Source organism: Bacteroides sp. MSB163 (assembly GCF_036416795.1).
GTDB lineage: Bacteria > Bacteroidota > Bacteroidia > Bacteroidales > Bacteroidaceae > Bacteroides > Bacteroides maternus.
Window position 1 is genome coordinate 257946 of sequence record NZ_CP143867.1, and the last position, 13310, is coordinate 271255.

The window sequence follows — 13310 nt, forward strand, 5'->3', positions numbered from 1 at the left end:
TTGTTCTCCTTATTATTTTAGTTTAAAGTAATATGTTATCGTTCCTGTCTGGTTATTCAGACCGCTTACAGCATTGAAGCGCGCTTTCTTAGCAGCATCTTCAGCCGCCTTCCGCAAGGCAGAATTTATGGTATTGGTCTTCCGGTCAATACTGGTAGCAATAACATGTCCTGCGGGATTTACAGTAATAGAAACCACCACAATCCCTTCATCCTGCACATTATATGCCGGACGCGGCAAACCTCCTTGTCCTATAGAACGTCCGCCGAGGTCAAAAGTTCCATAACCTCCCGTTCCGCTCGACGCGCCTTCCGGCGCATTTCCGGTGGGACTTCCCTGAATACCTGTTCCCTCAGTCGTACCTTTGCTTCCCATTTGTGCTCCTTTTCCGAAGGCACCTGCCACCCTCTTACGGGCCGCCTCTTCCGCCTCCCTGCGTTCCCGCTCGGCTTTAGCTTCCGCCAACTTCCGGGCTTCTTCCGCTTTCTCGGCTTCCGTCTTCTCCGGTTTTTCCGGCTTCTTCTTTACTTCTTCCTTTTTAGGTTCTGCTTTGGGCTTGATAACAACGGTTTCTTCATCCTCCTGTGTAAGCATCTCCTGCTCTACCGTTTCCTGCACTTTAGGGGCAACGGTCTCAGGCATCACATCCACTTTCACCAGGGAGGGATCAGCACTTCCAAATGCATTGGGCACTTCACCCAGCATTACCGGCATACCGTCTTCATCCTGCTGCTCCGGCAAAGCGAAGCCCACCAGTATCAACAGGAGAATGAACGCTACATGTACCAGTAGCGCACCTACCATTCCTATATATTTGCCTTTCTTCTTCGGATCCACCATTGCCATTTACTATTTAACCATTTACAATGTACAATTTACCCATCGTACATTTATTTTCCTTCAGGCGGGCGTGTAGCCAACACCATCTTGAACTTATTCTCATTGGCAATATTCAGCACTTTCACAATTTCCCTATAAGGCACAGCTTCATCAGCATAAAGCGCCACATACATTTCCGGTTCTTTCGCAGCGCACGATTGCAGGAAAGGAGTCAATTCTTCCAAAGAAATCGCCTGCTCCTTATCATTTCCAAACGCCGCATAAAAATTCAGGTCCTTATCGATAATAACCCGCGTCAAAGGCTTAGCCGACGTCTGCTGTTTTCCCTGCGGAAGCAACACCTTGATAGCGTTCGGCGAAACAACCGTAGACGTGATCATAAAAAAGATCAGCAACAGGAAGATGACGTCCGTCATGGATGCCATACTGAAATTGGGCGATATTTTAGCTCTACGTTGTAGCACGCTTAGTTCAATTATTAATTACTAATTATTAATTACTTAGGAAGCGGGTTCATTCAAGAGGTCCATGAATGCCATGGTTTTAGCCTCCATCTTATTCACCACGCCGTCTACCAGAGTCACGAGATAGTTATAGGCAAACATCGCAATAATACCCACTATCAAACCACCTACCGTAGTGATCATAGCTTCGTAGATACCGCCCGAGAGTAATGTGATATCGATATTGTTACCTGCATTGGCCATTTCGTAGAAAGCACGCACCATACCGGTCACTGTACCGAGGAACCCAATCATCGGCGCACCTCCGGAAATGGTTGCCATAATCGTCAATCCTTTTTCCAGTTTCGCTACCTCAATGTTTCCCACATTCTCAATGGCAGCCTGCACATCATTCACCGGACGTCCCAAACGGCTGATACCTTTCTCAATCATACGGGCAGCCGGAGTATTTACGCTGCGGCAATAGGCTATGGCAGCTTTTATTTCTCCATCCAGAATATAATCCTTTATCTTATCCATGAACATCGGGTCCTCTTTGCCGGCTTTTCTGATCACATAGTTGCGTTCGAACAAGATGTAGAAACAAAGAATGGACAGCAGTCCAAGAACGATCATAATCCAACCACCCTTGACAGCCATGCTCCATAAGTTCATCTCTTCAGGACCAGCTACCGGAGTTAATACCGGATTGGCGCCCGCAATAGAATCGGTCAGCGCCGGAGCCACTTGGGCTAATAACAACATTGCATTCATCAACGAAGACAGTTTTTATATTCCTGAATGGTACGTTCCAGTCCCAGATACAGAGCATCGCTTATCAGCGAGTGTCCGATAGAGACTTCATCCATCCATGGAATGTTTTGATATAAATAATTCAGATTCACCAAACTCAGGTCATGTCCGGCATTCAGACCCAGCCCCAGACTACGTGCCACTTTGGCTGCCTCTACAAAAGGAGCAACGGCGGCTTCCTTATTCTGCGGATAAGCGGTCGCATAGGGTTCGGTATAGAGTTCCACCCGGTCGGCACCAGCCTTGGCAGCATACTCTATCATCTCCACATCCGTCGATACAAATACGGAAGTACGGATGCCTGCATCATTAAATGTTTCGAGTACTTCAGTCAGAAATTCCAGATTCTGCTTGGTATCCCAGCCTGCATTCGAAGTCAGCTGAGTCGGACTATCCGGAACCAGAGTAACCTGATGCGGCTTCACTTTCAATACCAGATCAATAAATTCGGGGGCAGGATATCCTTCGATATTAAATTCAGTACGAAGCAACGGGCGAAGATCATACACATCCCTCTGGCGTATATGACGTTCATCAGGGCGTGGATGTACGGTAATTCCTTCCGCACCAAAGCTTTCACAATCCAGTGCTACTTTCACCACATTAGGGACATTCCCTCCACGCGCATTACGCAGCGTCGCAATCTTGTTTATGTTTACACTTAATCTAGTCATAATTCGGATCATAGTTTGCCGCAAATGTACAAATAATAGCGATACATTGGCAGCGTTCTGAGAAAAAAACACCATATTTGCATTTCATTAAGAAAGTACAGACGATGAAATTTGCCATATTTGGAAATACTTACCAAGCCAAAAAATCAACACATGCGGAAACTTTATTCCGCTTGTTGGAGCGGCGTAATGCCCAGCTTTGCATTTGCAGGGAGTTCTATAACTTCCTGACTTCCGACCTGCACATGACTATCGCTTCCGCCGAACTCTTTGACGGAGACGATTTTACAGCAGATATGGTCATCAGTATCGGGGGCGACGGTACGTTCCTGAAAGCAGCCAGTCGGGTAGGCAAAAAAAATATCCCCATTCTGGGCATCAATACCGGCCGCCTCGGTTTCCTGGCAGACATTTCTCCGGAAGAGATGGAAGAGACTTTCGATGAGATTTATAATAACCACTACAAGGTGGAAGAACGTAGCGTGTTGCAATTACATTGTGATGATAAAAAATTGATGGAATCGCCTTATGCACTCAATGAAATTGCAGTATTGAAACGCGATAGTTCTTCAATGATCAGCATTCATACTGCTATCAATGGTGCCCATCTCACCACTTATCAGGCGGACGGGTTGGTGGTATCCACCCCTACCGGTTCCACGGCTTATTCGCTGAGTGTCGGTGGTCCGGTTATCGTGCCTCATAGCAAAACGATTGCTATCACTCCGGTAGCTCCGCATAGTTTGAATGTCCGTCCCATCGTTATTTGCGATGATTGGGAAATCACCCTTGACGTAGAAAGCCGCAGCCACAGTTTTCTGGTTGCCATCGACGGTCGTAGTGAATCCTGCAAAGAAACAACCCGTCTGCGAATCTCACGGGCTGATTACAGCATTAAGGTAATCAAACGCTTCAACCATGTGTTCTTTGATACGCTTCGCAATAAGCTGATGTGGGGAGCGGATGTAAGATAAAAAAAAGAGCCGTTACCCGGACTTCAACTTCTCGGATAACGGCTTCTCTTCGTCTATCAACTATACTTAAAATGTCATAGCCTGCCCTCCAATCACACCTGCGATGGCAGTAGCAACAGCAATAATCACTTTTAAAATCACCTTCCAATTCGTTTTCTTCATAGCGATTTTCTTGATTTTCATTCTCAACTCCTATTTTTTAGTTCTTCTTATCCGAGCGGATTCTCATCCAGTCCTCCGCCACCTGAGTTACCACCCGAACCACTGTCTGATCCGCCTCCCGTAGGAACATTTAATAACTCTTTCAGATAATCGTCCAAACTAACCAGATCCAGTTTCTCACCGACACGAGTAGCGGCCTTGTTTATCTTTAACTCTTTATTAGCCTGAAAGCAAATACGAACACTGCCTACACTCTTGGCAGTTACATCTTCAGCCTTATCTTCTCCTTTCGATTTGGCGGCCAGCATAAACACACCCAACCCCGCAATATTCACCGTCTTGCCTTCCAGCAACTGCTCTTTCAACTTTTCCACGAAATTCTGCATAGTACTCCGGATATCACCGATAGAAAGCGAGGAACGATCCTGCATCTTCTGCGCAATGAAATCCAAGTTCACACTCTGTCCTAATGTCACTAACTGCGGAAAATACTTTTTGGGAGAATTCTCAACCCGAGGATCGGACGGTCTCTCCACCGTTCTAAAAATTACGCTCATACCTTTTTCATTTAGAGATTTAAATTCTATTTTAATTCACTCGTTTCGTTGATCAACGATGCAAAGGTGAGGATAAAATCTTAAATGAGAAGAAGAAAAAAGCATGTCAACGACGGTTTTTCTGAGAAAAGTTATAAACGCGTATAAAACAGAGATTTATGTACTCATTCATTTTCCTATTCTATCCACTAATATACCCGGCGTCAGATGTACTCCCTTATATTCCGTATCCAGATTAATATTAGCTATATAACGTAACTTAATTTTTTCATCATCAGCAAAATTAACCAACGAAGGAATACTTACGGGATTCTGCAAACGTTTAAACTTGCATTCCACAGCCAACTTTCTCATAGGACCATCCAACACAAAGTCCACTTCCGTACCACTTTGTGTACGATAAAAGTAAATTGTATCCGACGCCTGTCTATTTCTCCAAAGTTCTAACAGCACATAATTCTCAAACAAGGCACCATTATCAGTTCGGAATGCTATCTCATTGAAGCTATTATAAATGATATTACGCAATCCTAAATCACAAAAGTAGACTTTATTCATTTTACCAATAACCTTACGCTTATTGGTAAAATAAGGTTCTATCAGTTTTATGATATACATCTTCTGGAGTAAATAGATGTATTCTTCGCATCGTGCATATGGTAAGCCACTTTCACGGCTCAAATCATTTACATTTACAAGATTCCCTATCTGCACAGCTAATAAACGAAGCAGTTTATTAAAGCTGACAAAATGCTCATTGGCAATATAGTGCCGTACATCATTCAGCAGGTAAGTCTGATAAATGTCATTCAGCAATTCCACCTTTTCTTGCGGATTCTCGGTCAAAGCGGTGCGCGGAAGTCCGCCATAAATCAAGTACTCTTCATAGACCTGTTGCAAAGGAGCCACTAAAGCATCGTCATTCCCATCTTTCAATTCTTGTTGCAGGCGCCAAAGCTTTTCATCTTTAAACAACAGATATTCAGAAAAAGAGAGTGAAAGAACTTCTATCACACGTACACGTCCCGCCAAAGATTCTTCGATATTTTGAAGGATATCCAGACTTGAACTACCAGAACAAAGAATACGCAAATTATCATATTTATCAGTCAGCAGTTTCAACATAGTAGAAACTCCCTGTATAAACTGAAATTCGTCAAGCAGTAACAAGCCATTTAATTCTGCATTCAGATAAATTTTCAAATACTGCTCAATAGTACTGAACTGTTGGAAACGTGCGGCCACTTCCACATCTTGCCCATTCAGGAACAAAACATTACGAAAGTTTTTCGTAGGATATGCTTTCATTATAGATGTCTTCCCCACCTGCCGGGCACCTATCAACACTACAATCGGCACTAATCTAAATGCCGATTGAATTTTCTCTTTATAACTATTTCTTGCTATCATAACAAATTCTTTCCCTGCGAAAATAGTATTTTTTTTGCGTATTACCCAAAAATCCATAGGGAATTTTATTCAATTACTTCAAAAACATGGAGACTACTTTACGCAAAAGCCGCTAGCCGAAAATTCGGACAGCGGCTAAATATTTTCATTGCCAGCCATAAGCCTTTCGGGTGAGATTCCCCTTCTCTTCAATTGATCCCCCCAAATATGTCCTTCAGAAAGGATAGCTGTTTTTCCCGGAGTAAAGAAACCGCTTTTACCACCAATAACCTCCCCGAACTAATGCTTGACAAAGGAAGGCAACTTCGTCACCTTCATAACCCAACTTGATTGTTTTCATAGCACACTATTTTATGTTTCATCTTTCTACAAATCTTTTCCATTAAAAACAACAAATTCACAACTTATTATTATCAAAACAGCCGGAACCACTCCTTTTATAGAGCAATCCCGGCTGCCGCCTAAAACAAAGTAACCGCTGTTACCTGTCACTTTTCTTCTCTTAAACCTTCTTCTTACGGACTATTGAAGGTGCTCCTAGTTCCTCCCTTTCCAACACTTCCAGCCATCCGCTTTGCTCCAGTTCAAACAGAGCAGGATATACTCTTAATTTATCGGCACCGGAGTGTAAAATGATATCATCCACCGAAACTCCATTAGCAAACGCCCCTATGTAGTCAATGATACGCTGCGTATCTATTTCTTTATAATTCATATCAATAAGCATTCTTTTCTCCACGGAACATATTCACCACTGTCATCACCATAATACGAAGGTCCAGCAAGAAAGTCCAATTCTCAATATACCAAAGATCACGTTTCACACGTCCTTCCATCTGAGATACCTTTTTAGTCTCTCCGCGAAAACCTGTCACTTGTGCCCAGCCCGTAATGCCGGGTTTCACCAAATGACGCATCATATATTTATCCACCAGCTGGGAATATTCTTCTGTATGCTTCAACATATGGGGACGAGGACCTACAAGAGACATCTCCCCTTTAAAGACATTGATAAATTGGGGCATCTCATCCAGATTACTCTTTCTTAAGAAGTTACCGAATTTTGTCTTGCGCGGATCATTCTTCGTAGCCTGAATCTTATCAGAATCCTTGTTCACTTTCATCGAGCGGAACTTATAACACTGAAAAATCTCCCCATTTTCACCGTTACGGTCCTGCTTGAAAAATACAGGTCCCGGAGAAGTGATTTTAATGATCGTTCCCACAACAATATATAACATCGGAAAGACAGTTATCAGGAACAAAGAAGAACATAGTAGATCAAAACACCGTTTCATCCAACGGTTCATAGGTTTCTGCAAAGGCTCACATCGAATAGACAACACAGGCACATCCCCCAGTAAAGTCAACTGCAACTGCCGTTTCACATAATTGCGTAGAGAAGGTACACTATAAAAGCGGATCAGATTATTTTCACAATAACGAATAATGGATAAAATATCATCCTTGTACACAGCAGAAAGACCACAATATAATTCCTGAACTTCATTCTCAGAAAGCCATTCCTTCAACCTTTGCATTTCTGCTCGACAGAAAGATTCAGACAATGTGTCTCCCTCTACCCCATCCTTCGCAAAAAAGACTTTCTTTACTCTATACCCATAAGTCACATCACTTAGTACCTGATAAAGTTCGGCCATATTATCACCTCCACCTACCAGTACAACCGTGCGTACATTTTTTCCATGTTTGCGAACAAGTTTCACTATATGTCTTAGAGTCAATCTCCAGCCGACGAGTAAAGGCAGGAACAACAGATAAAAAGACAAAAGATAAATACGGGAAAAATTTCCAACTTTTATTAAAGCTAGCGCTGTTAAAAACACTACGATATGCAAAGTCACAGTTCCTAGCAAACGACCTACAATTTGTTCAGGACGAACAATCCGATAATGCAAAATCACTTTAAAAATTGAAATACAAGGCACGTAACACAGATTTGACATTACCAGATAGGTTTTAAATGGAAAAGCAACAGCCGGCACATTTACCATTTTCAATAGAAAATATACTGCCAGTATCGAGAAGTTTAACAGCAGAAAATCACCAAGTATGGCGACGTCGCGGATGGATTCTGCCCGATCAGAAGTCAGCGGTTTCATAGTAAGTACGTTTTTATTAAGAAAGTGAGGATATTATCCTACGTTAGTTTTATACGGTCTTTACGTGTCGCTTAGTTGCCTGATGATTATTCATCATTTGTATAAATTTGTATTGTAATCAAAGGGAGAATCATATTCAGCCAACAGAGGATGCTTCAAATCTTTTTCACTCAGAATAACCTTGTTGGTCGGTATTCGCCAATCAATGCCCAAACTTCCATCAATCAGCTGAATACCACCATCCGACTGAGGAGCATAAAAATTATCACACTTGTACTGGAAAACGGCTATTTCCGTGAGTACAGAAAAGCCATGTGCAAAGCCACGAGGTATAAAAAACTGACGATGATTATCCTCAGATAATTCCACAGCCACATGCTGCCCGTAGGTCGGACTTCCTTTACGGATATCCACTGCTACATCCAAAACTGCGCCTTTTACACATCGTACCAATTTACTCTGAGTGTAAGGCATCTTCTGAAAATGAAGCCCGCGCATCACACCATAACTGGACATACTCTCATTATCTTGTACAAAGTTTATGGGCATAACTTTCTCATCAAATTCTAGTTGTGAGAATGATTCGAAAAAATAACCTCTCTCGTCACAAAAAATACGGGGTTCAATAATCACCACACCGTCTATCTCTGTTTTTATTATTTCCATTCTTCTATATTGATTTTTTCGACTTAATCCAGATATCATTATCCCATATTCTCCAACCACTTCCAATCTAAATATTTTCATACAAATTCAACATTAATCAAAAGTAAGAAACGAGAAGGTTAGCAAACGATTTATACATTAAGACAAGAGCGACAAATTATTTATTTCCAGTAATAAGAATCATAACAACAATCATATTACATCATTATTTTCATAAAAATGATGATTGAATTTATAGAATTAATTTATAGGTGATAAGAGTACAAAGAATCAATTCACAGACAATAAATATATTAGCAATTGTTCAAGTTTCATTTTTATGAAAAATATCGCCATTAAATACGACTCTTACAATAAATCGTTTCTGTCACTTATACTTTACTATACTAATATTTATTTTAAATGAATCTTGAAAATAATACCACACGAAAAATATTTCATTTTATTCAATTCACCTACAAAAGTTATATGTTCTCTCCAAATTGAGTAGCCCAAGCCAATGTTTACTTGATATTTTGTTCCTTTAGGATCAAAGGTCAAATCCTCTCTCACATCTGTATACCCAGGAACAATTTCCGACATAATATTCACCCCATTTAGCAATTTATGAAATAACGAACTATCGTCCAATAATTCAAACCGAAAATTTGCACCCGCAGCAGGGTCATTCAATTTATTATCAAGACGCTTACTATATATCCATGCAAAATGTACGCCTAAAGTACCAACATTTAAATAAGTAAAATGCTTGGTTATGGCTAGATAATAACGATTCAAAAATCCATTGCTATAAATAGCCTCTGAAGTATATGTCAGAGATCCCCCATTCCATGAATCACCGATTGCATCATTCGCTCCTAATACGATTTGTGGTGTCCACTTTTTCCACCATCCTTCCTTCCATGCCCGTAAACGAAAATGAAAAGAGCGATCTTGATTAATAAACCTTCCATAAGTAGATGGTACCCAATAACCAGAACGATTACCATAGTCTGTCGGCACAGCTTTATGCCCGGTACACAAATAGCCAACCTCAAACCAAGGAAATATAGTTATATTTACATAATAATTCCAAGTATCATACCACCACCGAGGTACCGTAGCATGCTTATTCAGCCAATTACCACCAAACATTAACGTTTTATCCTTTTGCATTTCCGCCGTAGGCATATTCAACAAGCCAGTAGTACCATAAGATAGTTGAGCACCAGCCTCTATTCTACACAATACAATCAATACAAGTAATGATAATAGTTTCTTTATATGCATCACATTCTATCTTATATAGTCCTCACGGATAATCAAAAATATTTCAACACCTTCTCCACAATATTATGCATATCATAATATTTATATTCAGCTAATCTGCCGCCAAATATCACATTATCTTCCTTATCTGCTAATTTCTTATATTGAATGTAAAGAGTTGAATTCTTCTCATCATTCACCGGATAATATGGTTCCATCCCAGGTTGCCACTCTGTGCTATACTCTTTTGAAACCACAGTTTTAGAACATTTATCTATCTCTGTGCCAAACATTTCAAAATGCTTGTGTTCAATAATGCGAGTGTATGGCACTTCTGCTTCTGTATAATTTACTACTGCATTCCCTTGATAATTACTACAATCGTGCACTTCTTCCTCGAAACGAACTGTGCGATACTCCAACTTACCAAAACAATAATTATAATATTCATCTATCTTACCTGTAAATACAATCTTATCCGCTATTCTTTCCCAACAAGCCCGTTCTTCAAAAAAGTTTGTATTCACCATTGTTCTCACTCCCGTAAGCAATCCTTTTATCAACTTATTATAACCCCCAATAGGAATACCTTGATATTTATCATTAAAATAATTATTATCAAAAATTAAACGAACAGGCAAACGTTTAATAATAAAAGCAGGTAATTCTGTACACTTCCTCCCCCACTGCTTCTCAGTATATCCTTTTATCAATCGTTCATAGATATCCCTACCTACCAGCAATAATGCTTGTTCCTCTAAATTTTGAGGTTCTTTCCCATTCAATAATGTAACAGCTTCATTCTTTTGTCTTTCTATTATTTCCATGGCATCAGAGGGAGTAGTCACCCCCCACATTTGGTAAAATGTATTCATATTGAAAGGCAAATTATAAAGTTTACCTTTATAATTTGCTATAGGAGAATTAGTATATCGGTTAAATTCCACAATAGAATTAACAAAATCCCAAACTTGCTTATTAGAGGTATGAAAGATATGTGCTCCATACTTATGCACATTAATACCTTCTATTTCTTCACAAAAAATGTTACCCCCTAAATGTGAACGCTTATCAATCACCAAACATTTTTTACCCTGCTGTGTAGCTTTATAAGCAAATACAGAACCAAAAAGGCCTGAACCAACAATCAAATAATCATACTGTTTCATACTATTTACATACAGAGTTATAAAAATCAATATATTTTTTTCTCATTTGATGCGTATTGTATATGTTCAACACATCCTCATAAGCCTTCTGAGAAAGAGCAGTAGGAAATGATGCCATCGCCTGTTTTATTCGTGCAGCATAGTCTTCTGCTTCATCACATAAGTATCCATTCATTCCGTCTACTATCACACTTTTATTTCCCATCACATTACTTACAAGACAGAGTTTCTTAATAAACATATTTTCAATGAGACTCATGGCTATAGCTTCTCCCAATGAACACAGCACATAAACATCAGCGCCCTTGGCCATGGCTAATGCTTCTTTTCGTGGTTTCCAACCTGTTATTTCAACATTTGGAGCCGTTAAGCAATTAGCCAATTCACCACCACCAATCCAAACAAACCTTGCCTCTGGTACAAGTTCTGCAATGCGATTGAACAGTTCTGGTTGCTTTTGTACACAAATCCTCCCTAGTGTATAAACTGTAAACTTCTCATGCTTTATCGGTTTAATTCCATCCAATGAATTAGAGAGATCTTCCAAATTAACACCGGTTTCCACATATGCAGTACGTTTGCTTACAGTCTTTGCCACCTCATCTTCACTCTCACAACAAGTTAAAGTAATGCTATTTCCCTTACCAAGCATCTTTTCTATCCATTTGTACATACGCATCTTCAGGGAATCTTTTCCCATCAATACAAACGAATAGCCATGCGGTGTATAAACGACAGTGTTCTCTTTGCCTTTAAAGGCGATACGACCTATACCTCCAGCTATAGACGAATGTAAATGAATCACATCAGGTTTCACATTGCGTTCAATATGTCGCAACTCTTTAATAAGTTTAATATCAGTAACAAGATTTTTAAGATGCCCAAAGTTTTTCACTTCTATTAAATGTACTCTTACATCTAAAGTATCTTTATAATTTGGAGGACTTTGAGGACGGAGTGCATAAGCCAAATAGACTTCAAACTCCTCACACATATCGTTACACAACTGAGATACGTATGCAAAAACACCGCCTCCGAATGCTTCGCAGACCATCAAAATTTTTTTCATAAGTATTATTAGGGATTTATTTTAAGACATTGATTATTCCAGTAGAAGAATATATGTTTAAGTTGGACATATAAATATTTTAATTTATTTTTTTTCTAAATTCAGCACTTTTTATTCGAACCAAAAAATAGCATAAAGAGTAAAAATTCGCTTTCAAACTCCAAACAAAAATTCTTTCTTGTATGGTTAGTAAATTCATATCAACCATCATCAATGCATCTTTATACGGATTCTTTTTTATCAGACTTCGTACCTGATTAATTTTCTCACGATACGGCAATCTATTCTTATCATGAAAAAAATAAAGACGCATACAAGTATATAATCTGGTACATATCCGGCATTTCAAATATTTATCTACTTTATCCTGCAATTTATGTTTTCGCATTATACCTTCTAAAGTTTCTAGTTCTATTGAAGTTAATTGAGGAATATTTAAATCGAATTTATTAGTACGAGAATTCTCCCAACACCTATAATGATAAATCATACTGTTTATATAGTAAATATGATTTGTTAAATTCAAAACATCAGCATTAAAAAGCCTATCTTGTCCTTTTTTTGCCTCAGGAATGAACCAAATATCATTATCTCTTAAGAAATTTGTTTTATAAGCTTTGTTCCATAATGCAATAACAGAATATGGATTCAATTTTCCATTCTGGATTAATTTATAGAATGTAGATCGTCTACATACTTCCAAATCTGTATTCTCAATCATTCCGCTTTGGTCAGAAAAAGATTCCCTAACACTACTGCCTTTAAACTCTCTAACATAGTCATACATAACAACATCAACATTCAATTCTTCGTTTTCCAATATTTTATACAATGTTGATATATAATCACTTTCAACCCAGTCATCAGCATCTACAAATGTTAACCACTTAGTCTCAGTTTGTTTTATTCCATTATTTCTCGCTATTGAAACACCTTGATTCTTTTGGTGTATAACAGTAATAATAGAAGTCTTCTGTGCATATTCATCACATATAACTCCACAATTGTCAGGTGAACCATCGTCAACCAAAATGATTTTATAACCATTTTCACTTTGACTTATTAAACTTTCTATACATCTACGCAAAAAAAGTTCTTCTATTTTATAAATTGGTACAATAATAGTCAACAAGTATTTTACCATCTTACACATCTAAATACT

At 39.1% G+C, this 13310-nt stretch carries 15 protein-coding genes; 1 reads left to right on the top strand and 14 read right to left on the bottom strand.

Translation table 11 applies throughout. The features are described from left to right. Positions 1-12: 12 nt before the first annotated feature. From VYM24_RS00835 to VYM24_RS00850, 4 genes are all read right to left on the bottom strand, one after another. Entirely contained in the window at positions 13-840 is an 828-nt protein-coding gene (locus VYM24_RS00835) for a TonB family protein (protein ID WP_007218805.1), read from the bottom strand. A 50-nt stretch (positions 841-890) separates the two neighbouring features. Then, positions 891-1265, bottom strand: coding sequence for an ExbD/TolR family protein (locus tag VYM24_RS00840; protein ID WP_007210072.1), 375 nt, complete (start codon positions 1263-1265; stop codon positions 891-893). Positions 1266-1340: 75 nt separating this feature from the next. Further along, positions 1341-2057, bottom strand: a complete 717-nt coding sequence (locus VYM24_RS00845) for a MotA/TolQ/ExbB proton channel family protein (protein WP_022391859.1) — start codon at positions 2055-2057, stop codon at positions 1341-1343. Continuing rightward, entirely contained in the window at positions 2057-2770 is a 714-nt protein-coding gene (locus VYM24_RS00850; protein WP_330941230.1) for a pyridoxine 5'-phosphate synthase, read from the bottom strand. Before VYM24_RS00850 ends, VYM24_RS00845 begins: the two co-directional genes overlap by 1 nt. Positions 2771-2874: 104 nt before the next feature. On the opposite strand from VYM24_RS00850, the gene VYM24_RS00855 reads away from it, so the two are divergent. Beyond that, positions 2875-3744, top strand: a complete 870-nt coding sequence (locus VYM24_RS00855; protein WP_007218803.1) for an NAD kinase — start codon at positions 2875-2877, stop codon at positions 3742-3744. Between the two features lie 66 nt (positions 3745-3810). Here VYM24_RS00855 and VYM24_RS00860 read toward each other — a convergent pair whose 3' ends face one another. The 10 genes from VYM24_RS00860 to VYM24_RS00905 all read right to left on the bottom strand — a co-directional run bounded on the left by VYM24_RS00860 (position 3811) and on the right by VYM24_RS00905 (position 13292). Beyond that, complete coding sequence (locus VYM24_RS00860) at positions 3811-3906, bottom strand: smalltalk protein (protein ID WP_157445240.1); 96 nt, start codon at positions 3904-3906, stop codon at positions 3811-3813. Positions 3907-3953: 47 nt separating this feature from the next. Continuing rightward, positions 3954-4463, bottom strand: coding sequence for an HU family DNA-binding protein (locus VYM24_RS00865; protein WP_044266132.1), 510 nt, complete (start codon positions 4461-4463; stop codon positions 3954-3956). A gap of 168 nt (positions 4464-4631) precedes the next feature. Beyond that, positions 4632-5873, bottom strand: a complete 1242-nt coding sequence (locus VYM24_RS00870; RefSeq protein ID WP_330941231.1) for an ATP-binding protein — start codon at positions 5871-5873, stop codon at positions 4632-4634. A 502-nt stretch (positions 5874-6375) separates the two neighbouring features. Beyond that, a complete protein-coding gene (locus VYM24_RS00875) occupies positions 6376-6588 on the bottom strand; it encodes a hypothetical protein (RefSeq protein ID WP_330941232.1) in 213 nt (70 codons plus the stop codon). 1 nt (position 6589) lies between these two features. Next, on the bottom strand, positions 6590-7996 hold the full coding sequence (locus VYM24_RS00880) for an undecaprenyl-phosphate glucose phosphotransferase (RefSeq protein ID WP_330941233.1): 1407 nt from the start codon (positions 7994-7996) through the stop codon (positions 6590-6592). A gap of 93 nt (positions 7997-8089) precedes the next feature. Beyond that, a complete protein-coding gene (rfbC, locus tag VYM24_RS00885; protein WP_270576128.1) occupies positions 8090-8662 on the bottom strand; it encodes a dTDP-4-dehydrorhamnose 3,5-epimerase in 573 nt (190 codons plus the stop codon). Between the two features lie 393 nt (positions 8663-9055). After that, positions 9056-9931 (bottom strand): YjbH domain-containing protein, encoded by an 876-nt coding sequence (locus VYM24_RS00890; RefSeq protein ID WP_149947381.1) that lies wholly within the window; start codon positions 9929-9931, stop codon positions 9056-9058. A 32-nt stretch (positions 9932-9963) separates the two neighbouring features. Then, entirely contained in the window at positions 9964-11079 is a 1116-nt protein-coding gene (glf, locus tag VYM24_RS00895; protein WP_149947380.1) for a UDP-galactopyranose mutase, read from the bottom strand. A gap of 1 nt (position 11080) precedes the next feature. After that, entirely contained in the window at positions 11081-12148 is a 1068-nt protein-coding gene (locus tag VYM24_RS00900) for a glycosyltransferase (protein WP_330941234.1), read from the bottom strand. Positions 12149-12227: 79 nt separating this feature from the next. Next, positions 12228-13292: a glycosyltransferase gene (locus VYM24_RS00905; RefSeq protein WP_330941235.1), complete on the bottom strand. Its 1065-nt coding sequence runs from the start codon at positions 13290-13292 to the stop codon at positions 12228-12230. Positions 13293-13310: the final 18 nt, after the last annotated feature.